Origin of the sequence: Pseudomonas sp. BN606 (genome assembly GCF_029873115.1) — a bacterium.
Lineage (GTDB): Bacteria > Pseudomonadota > Gammaproteobacteria > Pseudomonadales > Pseudomonadaceae > Metapseudomonas.
In genome coordinates this window covers 282,420-299,484 of sequence record NZ_SSOF01000080.1, presented here as the reverse complement: position 1 = coordinate 299,484, position 17,065 = coordinate 282,420, and the positions used below count along the sequence as shown (strand labels likewise).

Below are 17,065 nucleotides of genomic sequence, written 5' to 3'. Positions count from 1 at the left end.
TGCTCGGCTCATGCCGCTTCCTCTGCCAGCGGGAGGGGAAGCGGGCCCCGCCGTTGGTGGACCTTGGCCCCCTCTCCCATCAGGAGAAGGGCTGCCGGGGAGCCAGCCTGGCCAAGCATCTGGGTTTGGCTTCGCTCTCACCGGCGTGGCCCGCACTAGAGATGGCCGACTAATGACGTGGCTTCCCAAGTCCAGATGAAATACCACTTGTGCGACTGGCCACCTCTATTGAAACAAACAACCCGAAACACTTATTAACATTAATCAGAAAAAACTGTCAGAATCCACATACAAGCATTAGTAATTAACCCCTTCCACTGAACACCAATAGCAATCAACCAATACACAAGCTCCCTGAGACCCCTTCAAGAAAAAACCTACAAGTACAAAAGGTCAATTCGCCAAGACGGCCGGAATTGAGCTTATTGATGCATCTTTTTACTTCCTTAAACTTTGCGAGGCTCTTAAAGAGCACGATCACGAGTCGCCTCAACCAGAATTAAGGAAGCGCTATTTTGTCTATTCCAATTAAAGGCATGCTTGCCACGGCCGTAACCGGCCTCCTGCTCAACTCCGCAGTCGCTGCGGACGGAACCATCAACTTCACCGGCCAACTCACCTCCGCTTCCTGCGCTATCACCGGCGGCCCCGGCACCAGCGTCGGCGGTGGCGGCAAGGGTAACCAGCTCGTCAACGTCGACCTCGGCAAGGTGCCTATCGATTCCCTGGGCGGCAGTGCCGGCGGCGGCGTCACTGCCGGTACCGATATCAACCTGGAGCTGGATTGCGGCAGCACCGGCAGCGGCCTGACCACCGTCATGCTGCGTCTCGACGCGAAATCCGGCTCTGGCATCGACGCCAAGAATCTCAACCTGCTGAAAACCACCGGTAGCGCCACTGGCGTCGGCATCGGTCTCTATAACGACGACGGCAAACTGCTGAACCTTTCCGCCAACGACACCATCGATGCCCCCCTGGTCGCGAGCGGCAGCGCTCCGGTCAAGTACAAAGCCTCACTGTCCATGCGCGCGGCCTACGTGAAATCCAGCGCCGCCGCACCCACACCCGGCAGCGCCAACGGCACCCTGCCGTTCACCCTGACTTACAAGTAAGTCCAGCCACAAGCGGTGGGGTGCTTCCACACCCCTCGCTTCCAGATGCGAGATCAACGTGAAACGACTGACTTCCAGAACCCTCTGGGCCGGCCTGCTGTTGCTGTCTTCCGGCCTGGCCAACGCAGGCATCACATTGAGCGGCACCCGGGTCGTGCTGCAGGCGCCCGCGAAGGAGACTTCGATACTGGTGAGAAACCAGGCACCGGAAGACGTCATGATCCAGTCCTGGATGGAAATTGAAGGCCCCGATGACTCCCAGGACTTGCCGTTCGCCATTACACCCAACCTCAGCCGACTGGGTGCCAACAGGCAACAGAGCTTGCGCATCCTTTTCCAGGGTCAGGGCCTGCCAACGGACCGAGAGTCTGTGTTCCGACTAAGCGTCCAGGAAATCCCGCAGAAATCGGCGAACGACAACACCGTGCAAATTGCCCTGCGCCAGCGCATCAAGGTTTTCTACCGGCCGGCCGGCCTGCCGGGAGCCGCCGCGGATGCCCCTATGGAGCTGAAATGGCGCCTTATCCAGCAAGGCGGAAAACCCAGGATGGAAGTGATCAATAACTCGGCATTCCATGTATCCCTCGCTGATGCGAAGTTAAAGAACGGCAGCAAGTCCTATGACATATCAGTGGACATGGTCAGACCAAGATCGAGTAGCCAGTTCGATATCAAGGAATTGACCGGAGTCACTTCAATCAACGACATGAACATAGAATTCCAGATCGTGAACGACTTCGGCGGCCTCGATAAATACTCCAGCGCCATGAGCAATTGATCGCCCCCCCTGAATCGAGATCAATCAGCCTCGCCTAAAACACTGAAAGCTTATCTCCAGTCGACGCATGGAAGTTATCCAGAGGAACAAACTCGTGTCCATTTCCCGGAAAAGGCCCAACTTGAAGATTTCACCTTATTCCGGGGCGCCCTGTTTCATGGCCCTGAGCTTGGCGCTGCCCAGCACTTCCCCGGCGGTAGAATTCAACCCCGACTTTCTCCAGGGCCGTGACGCCCCTGTCGAACTCAAGTACTTCGAACAGGGCAGCACGGTACGCCCGGGCTCGTACGACGTCGACGTCTACCTGAATCAGTCGATATTCCGCCGTCAGAGCATCAACTTCAGCGCCAACCCCGGGAACGCCGACGTTCGCCCGGTGATTCGGGCCGGCCTGCTCAAAGAGTTGGGCGTGGACGTGGCACGGCTGATGCGGGAGAACCTAATTCCGGCCGATACAGACGACAGCACGCCACTGGATATCGCAGCGCTCGTTCCGGGCGCATCGGTGGAGTTCGAGGTCAACGAACTGGCCCTGCTGATTAGCATGCCGCACGCCTACGTACAGCGGCATTCGCGGGGTTATGTCGATCCGTCCCTCTGGGACGACGGCATCACCGCGCTCTTCACCAACTACCAGGCCAACTTCAGCCGCAACAGCAACCCGGGCCAGACCAGCGACTACCGCTACGTCGGCCTGCGCAACGGTCTGAACCTGCTCGGCTGGCGCTTGCGCAACGAGGCGTCCCTGCGCGGCGGCACCGGCATGCGCAACAAGCTCAGGAGCGACCGCAACTTCCTCGAACGCGATATCCGCCAGTTGAAAGGCACCCTGTCGCTCGGCGAGCTGTACACCCATGGCGACATCTTCGACAGCGTGCGCATGCGCGGCATCCAGCTCAAATCCGACATCGGCATGCTGCCCGACAACGAGATCGGCTACGCGCCGGTGGTGCATGGCATCGCCGAGACCAATGCCACGGTCGAAGTGAGCCAGAACGGCTATGTGGTGTACTCCACCAGCGTTTCGCCGGGCGCCTTCGAGATCACCGACATCTACCCCAACGGCTCCAACGGCGATCTCCAGATCAAGATCATCGAGGCCGACGGGCGGGAAAGAACCTATAGCCAGTCCTACTCCTACCTGCCGGTGATGACCCGCAAGGGCAGCCTGCGCTACAGCGTGGCGGCGGGTGAGTACCATACCGAAGGGCAGTCCTCACCCAGCTTCACCCAGGGCACGGCGGTCTATGGCGCCACCGATAACCTCACCGGTTACGGCGGCCTGCTCGCGACGCAGAAGTACAACGCGGTGAACCTGGGCATAGGCATCAACTCGGGCTACGGCGGGCTGTCATTCGACGTCACCAACAGCCAGTCGAAACCCCAGCGCGGCGGGCGAAAACAGGGTCAGAGCGCGCGTTTCCTCTATTCGAAGACAGTCAGCGCCACCGACACCACCTTCACCATGGTCGGCTACCGCTACTCCACCGATGGCTACCGCACCCTCAGCCAGCACGTGGAGGACATGGACTACGTCAGCGGCGAGCGCGTCGGCCGGCAGAAGAGCCGCTTCGACCTGACCATCAACCAGTCGCTCCAGGCGCGCGGCTCGCTATTCGTCAGCGCGGGCGAAACCAACTATTGGAACCGCCAAGGCAATACCCGCCGCTGGCAGCTCGGCTACAGCGACAGCGTCCGCACCGCCAGCTACAGCCTGGCCGTCTCGCGCACCCAGGAGGCAGGCTCCATGGGGCAGTCCGATACCCAGTTCACCGCATCCGTGAGCTTCCCCCTGGGCCAGGGTAACTCGCATCGTGCCTCTAGCAACGCCGTCTCTTCGCGCCATGGCGACTCCAGCCTGCAGAGCGGCGTATCCGGCTTCCTGGACGACAAGAACACGGTCAACTATTCCGCCCAGGCCGGCTACAGCAAGGACAATAAAGGTTCAGGCAGCTTCGGCCTGGGCTGGGACACGGCCAGGGCCTCGCTCAGCGCCAACTACAGCCTCACGCGGGACAGCAAGCACACGGACCTGGGCGCAAGCGGGTCGGTAGTGCTGCACAGCGGCGGCGTCACCTTCGGCCAGTCGGTAGGCGAAACCTTCGCCCTGGTGGAGGTACCAGACACCAGCGGCATCGGCCTCGACAGCCATGGAGCCATCCGCACCGACAGCCGGGGCTACGCCGTGGTGCCCTATGTCCAACCCTACCGCTACAACTGGCTGAACCTGGACACCACCACCCTGGATACCAGCACCGATATCACCGAAAACGCCCAGAGGGTCGTGCCCACCCGTGGCGCCGTGGTCAAAGGCCGCTTTGCCGCGGTAACCGGCCGCCGCCTGCAGTTCGAGCTGAGCCTGGACACCGGCAAGAAGGTGCCCTTCGGCGCCCAGGCTTTTGACGAAGAAGGCAAGAGTCTGGGCATCGTCGACCACCGCTCGCGCCTGCTGGTGTTCGGCAGCCAGGACAAGGGGCGGCTGGACGTGCGCTGGGAAGGCAATAGCTGTTCGGTCAACTACGATCTGCCCCCCGTGAACAAGGCACTCACCTACGAACGCTTCGCCGCGCTGTGCCAGAGCCGTTGAGCCCCCCGCACGGCAAGCGCCATATGCGCCCCCACTCAGCTATCCGGAGTCAATGATGAGTAGATGTACTGACACGCTGTTCTGGGCCAGCATCGCCTTGTCCCTGGGCACCCTACCCTCGACGGCCATGGCAGCTAGATGTCCCGATGGCCCCTACAGGTTCTACATGGCAGGACCGCCGGAAATCACTGTCGACCCGAGCGTCCCCAACAACACTACTTTCTGGACCGGCGATGTTTCTCCGCAACGCGTAGAGCCCCAAAAATGCTTTGTCGCCATCACTAGCATCTATATGGAGGGCACGACCCCATCGACAGGTCATCAGCTCTACGCTTCCGGCATCCCAGGTATCAGCTTCCGCTTGAAGTCCCCATTTGTTTGCTATACCGGCTATTGGCCGGGGCAGTGCAAATCACAGATCTGGAGCGAGAGCGTATACCCTCATCCAATCACACTCGAACTGGTCAAAACAGGCCCGATTACCGGTGGCGGAAAACTCTCCGGGGAGTTTGCCCGTCGGTTCACTGATTATGAGGACGAGGTGATTTACTCATGGTCGGGCAACAGCCTTGAAATCAAGCCCACGACACCCACCTGCAACGCCACGCAAAAGACGCTCGACGTCCCACTTGAGAAGGTCAGCACCTCAATCTTCACAGGAGTCGGTTCAACATCGCCCGAAAAAACGTTTGCCATCACGCTGGAATGCTCCGGTGGTGTGGAAGGCGTGACAACCAACCTGTACATGACGATGACCGACCAGACCGCCCCCGCCAATCGAACGGACCAGTTGAGCCTTGCCCCCAGCTCCACCGCTTCTGGCGTCGCCATCCAAGTGCTCAACGGCACCCAGCCGGTCAGGTACGGCCCGGACTCGAGCGAATCGGGCAACGAGAACCAGTGGCCGGTCCCCAATGGCCAGGGGATCGGCAATCAGAGACTCACCATTCCCCTCTCCGCACGCTTCATCCAGACGCAACCCACCATCGTGCCGGGATTTGCCAACGGCCACGCGACGTTCACCCTGAGTTATCGGTGAGCTTGATGAAGTCGGCGCGCCCCCGGCAGTTGGTTTCGGCCTCGGCAACAAAGGTCGCTTTTCAACAGCCAGCTAGCCCAGCAGCTCCACCTTCGGAAGCTGCATAGCCGCCACCTCCGCCTGCAGAAAATCACGCAAGCGCCGCAGGCGGTCCTGGCCGCTGCGGGCGCGGGGCCAGACCAGGTAGTAGCTATCGCCACTGGCCACCGCCGTGGGCCAGGGCAGGCCGATGCGCCCCCCGGCAACGTCTTCCGCCACCATCACCAGGTCACCGATGGATACGCCATAGCCGCGCGCGGCGGCGACGATGCCCAGCTCCAGTGTGTCGAACACCTGCCCTCCCTTGAGGGAGACCTCCTCCCCCAGCCCCATGCGCTGCAACCAACGACGCCAGTCGCGGCGGTCCGGCGTCGGGTGCAGTAGTTCGGTTCCTTTCAGCCGCGCCAGGTCCCAGGGTTCAGCGACCAGCGATGGCTCGCACACTGGTATCAGCCATTCGCTGAAGAGCAGGGTCACTTCCCAGTCCTGGCTGAAGTGACCGTCGCTGAGCAGCACCGCGCAATCGAACGGCTCATGTTGAAAATCCACCTTGTCCACATCCATCCAGGCACTGGTCAGTTGCACCTCGATGTCGTCATTGAGGTGCCGGAAGCGGCTGATGCGCGACAGCAACCAGCGCATGGTGAGCGTCGAAGGCGCCTTCAGGCGCAGGGTGGCGTCGTCGATCCGCAGCGTGATGCAGGCGCGCTCCAGAGCATCGAAACCATCCCGCAGGCCGGGCAGCAGCATGCGCGCCGGCTCGGTGAGCTGCAGATTGCGCCCCTGGCGCTCGAACAATCGGCAGGCGAAGTGATCTTCCAGCGTGCGGATGTGCCGGCTGACCGCGCTCTGGGTGATGGCCAGCTCCTCGGCAGCGCGGGTAAAGGAAGCGTGACGGGCGGCAGCCTCGAAGGCGCGCAGGGCGTAGAGCGGGGGCAGGCGGCGCGACATATGCCTTTACCTATGAGTCAAAGTCATGGATGGCATCATTTTTTTCCTTTTGTGCTGCAGGTTCAAGGCTCGGAGAATTGCTGAATCCAAAGCTGGCCAAGGGAATTGGCCGGCCCTCCGAGACAGTGAGCCTTACTCATGCCGCAGAGCATACGCAATGAACTGGTCGCCATACTGCGCCTGGCCGGACCGCTGATCGCGGCCCAACTGGCCCATGTGGTGATGGTGTTCACCGACACCGTGATGATGGGCCTGATCGGCCCCGAAGCCCTGGCCGGTGGTGGCCTGGGTGCTGCCAGCTACTCCTTCGTGTCGATTTTTTGTGTCGGCGTGATCGCCGCCGTGGGTAATCTGGTCGCCATCCGCCACGGCGCCGACGACAAAGTCGGCGCTACCCGCTTGACCCAGAGCGGCCTCTGGCTGGCCTTCGCCATGGCCCTGGGCGCGGGCCTGCTGCTGTGGAATCTCAAGCCTATCCTGCTCGCCTTCGGCCAGGCGCCAGAAAGCGTGGAAGGCGCCATGCAGTTCCTTTCCACGCTGGTCTTCGCCCTGCCCGGCTATCTCGGCTTCATGGCCCTGCGCGGTTTCACCAGCGCCATCGGCCGACCCGGACCGGTCATGGCCATCAGCATTGGTGGGGCGCTGACCAACTTCCTCCTCAACTACGCGCTGATCCACGGTATGTTCGGCCTGCCGCAAATGGGCCTCGCGGGCATTGGCCTGGTGACTGCCGTGGTGATGAATGCGATGGCGTTGTTGCTCGCCTGGCATATCGTGCGCAACCCGGCCTATTCGGCCTATCCGCTGCTCAAGGGTCTGCAACGGCCATCCCGCGAGGCGCTGGCCGAACTGGTGCGCCTGGGCCTGCCCATCGGCGGCACCTATGCGGTGGAGTCCGGCCTGTTCGCCTTCGCCGCCCTGTGCATGGGCGCCCTGGGCAGCACTCAGTTGGCGGCGCACCAAATCGCCATCCAGTCGGTGTACGTGGCCTTCATGGTTCCGGTGGGGATTTCCTACGCGGTGACCTTCCGCATCGGCCAGCATTTTGGTGCTGGTCGGCTTGAGGAAGCGCGCCGCGCCGGGCGCCTGGGTATCGGTTTCGGCGCCGGCTGCATGCTCGCCTTCGCGGTGCTGTTCTGGGTCGCGCCGGAGCTGGTAGTGGGCCTGTTCCTCGACCGCCATGCCCCGGAGTTCCACGGCATCGTGCAACTGGCGGTGAGCCTGCTGGCGGTGGCGGCCTGGTTCGAGCTGTTCGACGGCATCCAGACCATCGCCATGGGCGCCATTCGTGGCCTCAAGGACGCCAAGACCACTTTCCTGGTCGGCCTTGGCTGCTACTGGCTGGTGGGCGCTCCGACAGCCTGGCTGCTGGCCTTCCCCCTGGGCTGGGGCGCGACCGGAGTCTGGTGGGGTCTCGCGCTGGGGCTGGCGTGCGCAGCGCTGGGGCTGACGCTGGGTTTCGAATGGAAAACTGCGCGGCTGTTGCAGCCAGAGCCTGTGGGGGCGAATTCATTCGCCAGGGGCGGCGAAGCTGCCCTCGTGCAAACCTGCGACCCGCTTGGCGATTGATATCGCCCCTGCAAGGTCGGCGCGTAGCTGGCTCAGGGTTCCTGGCGGGCAATCAGCGCCTGGCGCGCGCCGAACACCAGGAATCGCGCCAGCTCGGCCAGTGGCAGTGGTCGACTGATCCAGTAGCCCTGGACCTGATTGCAGCCGAACTGGCGCAACAGCGATAGCTGCTCGGCGTTTTCCACACCCTCGGCCACCACTTCCAACTTGAGGTTCTGCGCCAGGTTGATCATGGCTTTCACCAATTGGCGGTTCTCGGGGCGGTCATGCATGCCGCCAACGAAGCTTTTGTCGATCTTCAGCAGCGCAATGGGCAGGCTATTGAGGTGAACGAAGGACGAGAAGCCGGTACCGAAGTCGTCGAGGGAGAAACGCACACCCAGATGCCCCAATGCATCCATGGTCTGACGCACCTGCTCGCTGCGGCGCATCACCGCCGTTTCGGTCAGTTCGAACTCCAGCCAGCGCGCATCGACCCCGCGTTCGCGGATCAGCCGGCTTAGCGTGGATAGCAATTGGCTGTCCTGGAACTGGCGGAACGACAGGTTCACCGCCATGTGCAACGGCGGCAGCCCTCGCCCCCGCAGCCACTGCATGTCGCGCAGGGCGCGGGAGATCACCCAGTAGCCCAATGGCACGATCAGGCCACTTTCCTCAGCCAACGGTACGAATTCGTTGGGCGTAAGCAGGCCGCGCTCGTTGTGGCGCCAGCGCACGAGAGCCTCCAGCCCAAGGATGTTGCCGGTCTCCAGGCACAGTCGCGGCTGGTAGTGCAGTTCCAGTTCGTCCCGGCGTAACGCACGGCGCAGTTCGCTCTCCAGATCGGCGCGACTGCGGGCACTGCGATTGATGCGCTCATCGAAGACATGGAAGGTGCAACCCTGGCTGGCCTTGGCCTGTTGCATGGCGATGTGGGCATGCCACATCAACGGATCGGCACCCTCGCTGGTACTGGCGTAGGCCAGCCCCAGGCTGCAGCCCAGCAGCAGGCTCTCGCCGTCTACTTGGTAGGGTTCGGCCAGAGCCTCGGCGATACGTTCAGCGACCCGCACCGCACGCGCTGGATCGCGTCGGGTATCCAGCAGCAGACCGAACTCGTCACTGCCCAGGCGCGCCAGCTGGTCACCGGCGCGCAATTGCGCCCTGAGCCGCGCCACCACCTGGAGGATCAGGCGATCACCGGCCTGGTAGCCGAGGGCGTCGTTGGCATGGCGGAAGTTGTCCAGGTCCAGGTGGCCGAGGGCCAGGCCACGCCCTTCGTATTCCACCAGGCGCGCGGCCAGTAGGGTCTGGAAGCCCTGGCGGTTGGCGATTCCGGTGAGCGGGTCCTGCTCGGCCAGACGTTCCAGGGCGTGCTGCAGGTTCCGCCGCTCACGGATGTGCCGCAGCGTGCGGCGCAACGTGTCTGGGCCCAGGTGCTCGCGAACCAGCCAGTCGCTGACTCCCTGGGGGGCTTCGGCGGGCTCTTCTTCCAGCAGCAGGATGATCGGCAGTGAGCAGCGCCCGGCCGAAGGCAGCAGGCGCGGGGTACAGAGCACCAGGGCGCAATCGAGTTCGTCGGCCAGGCTGCTTGCCACGTCCCAGGAGGTGGCGGTGATCAGGGAGGATGCGCTGCCCATCGCGGCCATGAGTTCGCGAAGCAATTCAGCCCAGGCCGGCGATTCCGCCAGCAGGAGCATGCGCAGGGGCTCGACGAGCGCGGACAAATGACCTCCCCGGGGTCACAGATTCTTCGGCGCTTTCGCGCCAGGCTGCGCCATTTCGGCGTCGCTCTTACCACGCATCCCTGCGCGGACTTCACCAATTCGCCGATGAAGACAGCAACATCGTACTGGCTGCGTGGAAATTTCCAAGGGCAACTCACCAGCAATCGAGGTTGCATCACAGTTGCCCAGAGGTACTTCGGTACAACCCGGCCGGCCTGATAGAATGCGCGGCCATTCGCCTTGATCCAGCCCCAGCATGTCCCGACTCAACCCTCGGCAACAGGAAGCCGTGAACTACGTCGGTGGTCCGCTTTTGGTGCTCGCCGGCGCCGGCTCCGGCAAGACCAGCGTGATCACCCGCAAGATCGCCTACCTGGTGCAGCAGTGCGGAATCCGCGCGCAATACATCGTCGCGGTGACCTTCACCAACAAGGCGGCGCGCGAAATGAAAGAGCGCGTCAGCACACTGCTGCGCGGCGGCGAAGGCAAGGGCCTGACGGTCTCCACCTTCCACAACCTCGGCCTGAACATCATCCGCAAGGAGCACGCGCGCCTGGGCTTCAAGCCCGGGTTCTCGATCTTCGACGAGTCGGACATCAAGGCGCTGCTGACTGACATCATGCAGAAGGAATATGCCGGGGATGATGGCGTCGACGAGATCAAGGGCTACATCGGCAACTGGAAGAACGACCTGATCCTGCCGGAGGAGGCGCTGGCCAAGGCGCGCAACCCGAAGGAGCAGACCGCTGCCGTCGTCTACCTGCACTACCAGCGCACGCTCAAGGCGTACAACGCGGTGGACTTCGACGACCTGATCCTGATGCCGGTGAAGCTGTTCCAGGACAATCCCGACATCCTGGAAAAGTGGCAGAACCGTGTGCGCTACATGCTGGTGGACGAGTACCAGGACACCAACGCCAGCCAGTACCTGCTGGTGAAACTGCTGGTGCAGCATCGCGCCCAGTTCACCGTGGTCGGCGACGATGACCAGTCGATCTACGCCTGGCGTGGTGCGCGGCCGGAAAACCTGATGCAGCTGAAGGAAGACTTCCCGTCGCTGAAGGTGGTGATGCTGGAGCAGAACTATCGCTCCACCAGCCGCATCCTCAAATGCGCGAACATCCTCATCGCCAACAACCCCCACGTGTTCGAGAAGCAGCTGTGGAGCGAAATGGGCGTGGGCGATCCGATCCGGGTGATCCGCTGCCGCAACGAGGATGCCGAGGCCGAGCGCATCGCCATGGAAATCCTCACCCTGCACCTGCGCACCCAGCGGCCCTACAGCGAGTTCGCCATCCTCTACCGGGGCAACCACCAGGCCAAGCTGATGGAGCTCAAGCTCCAGCACCACCAGATTCCCTACCGGCTGTCCGGTGGCACCAGCTTCTTCGGTCGCCAGGAAGTGAAGGATCTGATGTCCTACTTCCGCCTGTTGGTGAACCCGGACGACGACAACGCCTTCCTCCGGGTGATCAACGTACCGCGCCGGGAAATTGGCTCCACGACCCTGGAGAAGCTCGGCAACTACGCCACCGAGCGCGGCGTGTCGATGTTCGCCGCGTGCGACGAAATGGGCCTGTCCGAGCACCTCGACAGCCGCTTCACCGAGCGCCTGCAGCGCTTCAAGCGTTTCATCGACGGCGTGCGCCAGCAATGCGCGCAGAACGATCCCATCGCCGCCTTGCGCAGCATGGTGATGGACATCGACTACGAAAACTGGATCCGCCAGAACGCCTCCAGCGACAAGGTCGCCGACTTCCGCATGGGCAACGTCTGGTTCCTCGTCGATGCCCTGAAGAACACTCTGGAGCGCGATGAAGAAGGCGGCATGACCATCGAGGAAGCCATCGCCAAACTGGTGCTGCGCGACATGCTCGAGCGTCAGCAGGAGGAAGAAGAAGGTGCCGACGGTGTGCAGATGATGACCCTGCATGCCTCCAAGGGCCTGGAGTTCCCCTACGTTTTCATCATGGGCGTGGAAGAGGACATCCTCCCCCACCGCTCCAGCATCGAAGCGGACACCATCGAAGAAGAACGCCGCCTGGCCTACGTGGGCATCACCCGCGCGCGGCAGAACCTGGCCATGACCTTCGCCGCCAAGCGCAAGCAGTACGGCGAGATCATCGATTGCTCCCCCAGCCGCTTCCTGGAAGAACTGCCCCAGGAAGACCTGGAATGGGAAGGCATGGACGACGCACCAGTGGAGGTGAAGGCCGCGCGCGGCAACACAGCCCTGTCCGACATCCGTGCCATGCTGAAGAAGTCGTAATCAATATCCCGGCGCAGACCGGGCCATACATGAGGGTACTGGCGTGGAAGCGCTGAAACAGAAGATTCGTGAAGAAGGCATTGTCCTGTCCGACCAGGTACTGAAGGTCGACGCCTTCCTCAACCACCAGATTGATCCGCGCCTGATGCAGCAGGTCGGCCATGAGTTCGCCGAGCGGTTCCGCGGCCAGGGCGTCACCAAGATCGTCACCATCGAGGCCTCCGGCATCGCGCCAGCGGTGATGGCTGGCCTGGAACTGGGCGTGCCGGTGATCTTTGCCCGCAAGTTCCAGTCGCTGACCCTGAAGAACGATCTGCTGATCTCCAAGGTGTTCTCTTTCACCAAGCAGACCGAGAGCACCATCGCCATCTCGGCCAAGCACCTGACCTCCGCAGACAACGTGCTGGTGATCGACGACTTCCTCGCCAACGGCCACGCCGCCAAGGCTCTGATCGACCTGATCCAGCAGGCCGGCGCCAACGTCGCCGGGCTCGGCATCGTGATCGAGAAGTCCTTCCAGGAAGGCCGCGCACTGCTGGAAAGCGAAGGCTATCGGATCGAGTCCCTCGCACGCGTCGCATCGCTTGCCGACGGCCAGGTCGCCTTCCTCGACTGACCCGCGATCGGCTCGCCATGTTGTGGGGCGAATTCATTCGCCAAGCAGGACTACGTGCTGCCGAAGGCTGGGTTCCGCCTTGCTCTACCCAACCGACGGGACTGAGTTCGGCCGGCCCCGCGGAATGAATCCGCCACCCACAGCGGGAAGACCAGTAGCTGCGACAACAGGTCGCAGCGAGCAGACATGAAAAAGCCGCCCTTGGGCGGCTTTTTCATTGATGTCGGCGCTGTTACAGGCCGGACATCTTCTTGATGGCGCCTTTCAGCTCATCATCGGTGCAGTCAGCGCAGGTGCCTTTCGGCGGCATGCTGTTGATGCCGGTGATGGCCTTGGCCAGGATGCCGTCGAGACCGCCCTGGTGGTCAGCACGCTCTTTCCAGGCAGCGGTATCACCGATCTTCGGTGCGCCCAGCACGCCAGCGGTGTGGCAAGCGCCACAGTGCTTGGCAATGATGTCGTCCGGCGTACGCGCACCGCCGCCAGCAGCGGCTGCTACGGCGCCAACGCCCTTGCATTCCTGACCCTGTACGCAGACCTCGCCTACCGGCTTGATTCGCTCGGCAATGGCGTCGTCGGTCGCGGCCTGGGCGCTAACAGCCCACAGGGCCAATACGGCAGCATGGGCCGCCAGCATCTTCTTGATTAGGTTCACCCTTACACCCTCATCGTGGCTAGTATCGCCCGCGGCCACGGTTTCGCGAGCGGGCGGAAGTATATACGGTTAGTCCGCCGCGCTGAAACAACCCAACTTGTCGCAGGGAAATGTGCGTGGCGGTAATGGAATTCAGAAGTTCGCCGGGGTGGTCGCGCTGATCAGGCGTGCCGGGGCATCGAACGGGTTGCGGAAGCGGTGCGGTTTGCTGCTTTCGAAGTAATAGCTGTCGCCAGGCTCGAGAACGTACACCTCACTGCCGATGGTCAGTTCCAAGCGGCCTTCCACGAGCATGCCGGCCTCTTCTCCTTCATGGGCGTACATCTCATCGCCCGTGTCGGAACCTGGCGGATAGGTCTCGTCGAGGAACGCCAGGGCGCGGCTTGGGTGGGCCTTGCCCACCAGCTTCATGGTGATGGCACCGCTGCAGATATCGGTGAGTTCGGATGCCCGATAAACCACCTGGACCTGGTTTTCCTGCTCAAGATCGAGGGAGAAGAACTCCACCAGCGACATGGGAATACCCCCCAGCACCTTCTTCAGCGAACTGATGGAAGGGCTGACACTGTTCTTCTCGATCATGGAAATCGTGCTGTTGGTGACACCCGCGCGCTTGGCGAGCTCACGCTGGGACAGGCCTTTCAGCTTACGGATGGCTTGCAGTCGAACGCCGACGTCCAATGGCGGGATCCTCCTTGGGGATCAGGGGTAGTCACGGTCGCCGTATCATGGCAACAGCGTTCAGTATTTACAACACTTCGGCTGTTGATCCGGGACGAACTTTACCCTCCCCAGGTGAGCACTGGAGAACGTCGGGAAAATAACAGGTAATGTCGGCGAAATGATCAATATACCGATCAGTTCGCCGTGAAATTGAAATCAGCTGTAGACGAGCGGCACCCGGCGCAGGTTGCAGAATATCTGGTAGGGAATGGTGCCGGCGTGCGCGGCCACTTCACTGGCCAGAACCTCATTGCCCCAGAGTTCGACGCGGCTGCCCAGGCCTGCATCGGGCAGATCGGTGAGGTCAACCGTGAGCATGTCCATAGAGACCCGGCCAATCAGACGGCTCGGCCGTCCATCGATGCTCACCGGGGTGCCGGTGGGCGCATGGCGCGGATAGCCATCGGCGTATCCCATAGCGACCACACCGACACGAGTCGGGCGCTCGGTGACGAACTTGGCGCCGTAGCCAACCGGCTGGCCCGCAGGCAGCTCGCGCACACTGATGATCTTCGACTCAAGGGTCATCACCGGCTTCAGGCGCTCCGCCAGTGAATTGGGCTGCTCAAAGGGCGTCGCACCGTAGAGCATGATCCCAGGTCGCACCCAATCACTTGGGACTTGCGGCCAGCCCAGCACAGCCGGGGAGTTTCGGAGGCTGACTTCGGCCTCGAGCCCGGCGCGGGCCTGCTCGAAAACGGCCACCTGCTTAACGCTGCTGGTGCAATCCAGTTCATCGGCGCGGGCGAAGTGACTCATCAATACGATCTTCTCGACCTTCCCACTCGCCTGCAGGCGCTGCCAGGCATCACGGTACTCGGCCGGGTGCAGGCCAACGCGGTGCATGCCCGAATCCAGCTTGAGCCAAACGGTCAGCGACTTGTGCAGGTTGGTGCGTTCGATCGCCTCCAACTGCCAGCTGGAGTGCACCACGGTCCAGAAGTCGTGCTCCTGGATCAGCTCCAGTTCATCAGCTTCGAAGAAACCTTCCAGCAGCAGGATCGGCTTGCGGATGCCGGCCGCGCGCAGTTGCAGCGCCTCCTCGATACAGGCCACCGCGAAACCATTGGCCTCGGATTCCAGCGCCTGGGCGCAGCGCACCGCGCCATGACCATAAGCATCAGCCTTGACCACGGCGAGCGCCTTGGCGCCGCTGACTTCGCGGGCCAGGCGGTAGTTATGACGCAGGGCTTCAAGATTGATCAGGGCACGGGCGGGACGCATGGCGAGGGCTTCTTCTATTTGATCGGGTGGAAAAAACCCGGCGCGAACGCCGGGCTGAGCAAGAAACTTAAGGAAGAGCGGCGACGACTGTCATTTCTACCAGTACATCGGGCGAGTACATCTTCGCCTCGACGCAGGCACGGGCCGGAGCGGCGCCTTTAGGCACCCACGCATCCCACACCGCGTTCATCGCGGCATAGTCCGCCGCCATGTCCCTCAGGTAGATGGTCACCGACAGGATGCGGCTCTTGTCGGTACCGGCTTCGTCCAGCATCGCGTCGATCGCGGCCAGGGTTTCGCGAGTCTGCTGGCCGACGCCCGCGCTGTGCTTCTCATCCAATTGGCCAGCCAGGTAGACCGTGCCGTTGTGGATGACGATTTCGCTGTAACGGGTTTCAGTGCGCAGGCGCTGGATTGGCATTGCTCGGGGTCTCTTTGGAATTGCCGTAGCGGAAGATATCCAGGCCTTCTGCGCTGATCTCCGGACGCTTGCGCGCCATCAGGTCAGCCAGCAGGCGGCCGGAACCGCAGGCCATGGTCCAACCCAGGGTGCCGTGCCCGGTGTTGAGGAACAGGTTGCGGAACGGAGTGGCACCCACGATCGGCGTGCCGTCCGGGGTCGCCGGGCGCAGGCCGGTCCAGAAAACTGCCTGGGACAGATCGCCGCCTTCCGGGTAGAGGTCGGCAGTAATCATCTCCAGGGTGTCGCGGCGAGCCGGATTCAGGTCCAGGTTGAAGCCGGTGATCTCGGCCATGCCGCCCACGCGGATGCGGTTGTCGAAGCGAGTGATGGCGACCTTGTAGGTCTCGTCGAGAATCGTCGAGGTCGGAGCCATGGCCGGATTGGTGATCGGCACGGTCAGCGAATACCCCTTGAGCGGATAGACCGGCGCCTTGATGCCCAGCGGCTTGAGCATTTGCGGGGTATAGCTGCCCAGCGCCAACACGTAGCGGTCTGCGGTTTCCAGCTTGCCATCGATCCACACGCCGTTGATGCGGTCACCAGCGAAGTCCAGGCGCTCGATGTTCTGACCGAAGCGGAATTCCACGCCCAGCTTCTCCGCCATCTCGGCGAGGCGGGTGGTGAACATCTGGCAGTCGCCGGTCTGGTCGTTGGGCAGGCGCAGGGCGCCGGCCAGCTTGTGCTTGACGTTGGCCAGGGCCGGTTCGACGCGGGCGATGGCATCACGATCCAACAGTTCGTAGGGCACACCGGACGCTTCGAGTACGGCGATGTCCTTGGCGGCAGCATCGACCTGAGCCTGGGTGCGGAACAGTTGGGTGGTACCGAGCGCACGGCCTTCATAGCTGATGCCGGTTTCAGCACGGAGTTCGTCGAGGCAATCGCGGCTGTACTCGGACAGACGCACCATGCGCTCCTTGTTCACCGCATAGCGGGCGGCGGTGCAGTTGCGCAGCATCTGCGTCATCCACAGGTACTGATCGATGTCGCTGGTGGTACGGATGGCCAGCGGCGCGTGCTGCTGCAGCATCCATTTGACGGCCTTCAGCGGCACGCCGGGCGCCGCCCAAGGCGATGCATAACCGGGGGAAACCTGGCCAGCGTTGGCGAAGCTGGTTTCCATGGCCACGGCGTTCTGGCGGTCGACCACGACCACCTCGAACCCTGCTTGGGCCAGGTAATAGGCGCTTGTCGTACCGATCACGCCACTGCCAAGGACCATTACTCGCATGTCTGTCTCCATTCGCAACGGGGATTCCGCTGCGTTTGTTATTTTGAGCGTCGTTGGCGCGAAGTATAGGGAGACAAACCCAGTGATATTCACTATATAGATA

Annotated in this window: 14 protein-coding genes; 7 read left to right on the top strand and 7 right to left on the bottom strand. The window is 62.4% G+C overall.

Annotated elements, in window-relative coordinates:
* Nucleotides 1-515 precede the first annotated feature (515 nt).
* From E8E75_RS24080 to E8E75_RS24065, 4 genes are all read left to right on the top strand, one after another.
* A complete protein-coding gene (locus tag E8E75_RS24080; RefSeq protein ID WP_120653961.1) occupies nucleotides 516-1,112 on the top strand; it encodes a fimbrial protein in 597 nt (198 codons plus the stop codon).
* Nucleotides 1,113-1,170: 58 nt separating this feature from the next.
* The gene (locus E8E75_RS24075) at nucleotides 1,171-1,890 is read left to right on the top strand and encodes a molecular chaperone (protein WP_280359847.1); all 720 of its coding nucleotides are present in this window, start codon (nucleotides 1,171-1,173) and stop codon (nucleotides 1,888-1,890) included.
* A gap of 94 nt (nucleotides 1,891-1,984) precedes the next feature.
* A complete protein-coding gene (locus E8E75_RS24070; protein WP_256660892.1) occupies nucleotides 1,985-4,477 on the top strand; it encodes a fimbria/pilus outer membrane usher protein in 2,493 nt (830 codons plus the stop codon).
* Between the two features lie 55 nt (nucleotides 4,478-4,532).
* On the top strand, nucleotides 4,533-5,516 hold the full coding sequence (locus E8E75_RS24065) for a fimbrial protein (RefSeq protein WP_162945860.1): 984 nt from the start codon (nucleotides 4,533-4,535) through the stop codon (nucleotides 5,514-5,516).
* A gap of 72 nt (nucleotides 5,517-5,588) precedes the next feature.
* Here the strand turns inward: E8E75_RS24065 and E8E75_RS24060 are convergent, their stop codons facing one another.
* On the bottom strand, nucleotides 5,589-6,506 hold the full coding sequence (locus tag E8E75_RS24060) for a LysR substrate-binding domain-containing protein (protein WP_120653957.1): 918 nt from the start codon (nucleotides 6,504-6,506) through the stop codon (nucleotides 5,589-5,591).
* 138 nt (nucleotides 6,507-6,644) lie between these two features.
* Here E8E75_RS24060 and E8E75_RS24055 point away from each other — a divergent pair, with 138 nt between their 5' ends.
* Nucleotides 6,645-8,075: a NorM family multidrug efflux MATE transporter gene (locus tag E8E75_RS24055; RefSeq protein ID WP_120653956.1), complete on the top strand. Its 1,431-nt coding sequence runs from the start codon at nucleotides 6,645-6,647 to the stop codon at nucleotides 8,073-8,075.
* 32 nt (nucleotides 8,076-8,107) lie between these two features.
* Here E8E75_RS24055 and E8E75_RS24050 read toward each other — a convergent pair whose 3' ends face one another.
* Complete coding sequence (locus E8E75_RS24050) at nucleotides 8,108-9,781, bottom strand: bifunctional diguanylate cyclase/phosphodiesterase (RefSeq protein ID WP_120653955.1); 1,674 nt, start codon at nucleotides 9,779-9,781, stop codon at nucleotides 8,108-8,110.
* Between the two features lie 256 nt (nucleotides 9,782-10,037).
* Between E8E75_RS24050 and rep the strand changes: the two genes are divergently transcribed.
* Both rep and E8E75_RS24040 read left to right on the top strand, forming a co-directional pair.
* Entirely contained in the window at nucleotides 10,038-12,050 is a 2,013-nt protein-coding gene (gene rep, locus E8E75_RS24045) for a DNA helicase Rep (protein ID WP_120653954.1), read from the top strand.
* A 43-nt stretch (nucleotides 12,051-12,093) separates the two neighbouring features.
* Nucleotides 12,094-12,666: a xanthine phosphoribosyltransferase gene (locus E8E75_RS24040; protein ID WP_120653953.1), complete on the top strand. Its 573-nt coding sequence runs from the start codon at nucleotides 12,094-12,096 to the stop codon at nucleotides 12,664-12,666.
* Nucleotides 12,667-12,898: 232 nt separating this feature from the next.
* Here E8E75_RS24040 and E8E75_RS24035 read toward each other — a convergent pair whose 3' ends face one another.
* From E8E75_RS24035 to dadA, 5 genes are all read right to left on the bottom strand, one after another.
* Nucleotides 12,899-13,321 (bottom strand): c-type cytochrome, encoded by a 423-nt coding sequence (locus E8E75_RS24035; protein WP_069086241.1) that lies wholly within the window; start codon nucleotides 13,319-13,321, stop codon nucleotides 12,899-12,901.
* Between the two features lie 132 nt (nucleotides 13,322-13,453).
* Nucleotides 13,454-14,002 carry a cupin domain-containing protein gene (locus tag E8E75_RS24030; protein ID WP_120653952.1) on the bottom strand — a complete coding sequence of 183 codons (549 nt, stop codon included), beginning with the start codon at nucleotides 14,000-14,002 and terminating at the stop codon, nucleotides 13,454-13,456.
* Between the two features lie 198 nt (nucleotides 14,003-14,200).
* Nucleotides 14,201-15,268 (bottom strand): alanine racemase, encoded by a 1,068-nt coding sequence (gene alr / locus E8E75_RS24025; protein WP_153919083.1) that lies wholly within the window; start codon nucleotides 15,266-15,268, stop codon nucleotides 14,201-14,203.
* Between the two features lie 67 nt (nucleotides 15,269-15,335).
* Nucleotides 15,336-15,689: a RidA family protein gene (locus E8E75_RS24020; RefSeq protein ID WP_120653950.1), complete on the bottom strand. Its 354-nt coding sequence runs from the start codon at nucleotides 15,687-15,689 to the stop codon at nucleotides 15,336-15,338.
* The gene (dadA, locus tag E8E75_RS24015) at nucleotides 15,664-16,962 is read right to left on the bottom strand and encodes a D-amino acid dehydrogenase (RefSeq protein ID WP_120653949.1); all 1,299 of its coding nucleotides are present in this window, start codon (nucleotides 16,960-16,962) and stop codon (nucleotides 15,664-15,666) included. Before dadA ends, E8E75_RS24020 begins: the two co-directional genes overlap by 26 nt.
* Nucleotides 16,963-17,065 lie beyond the last annotated feature (103 nt).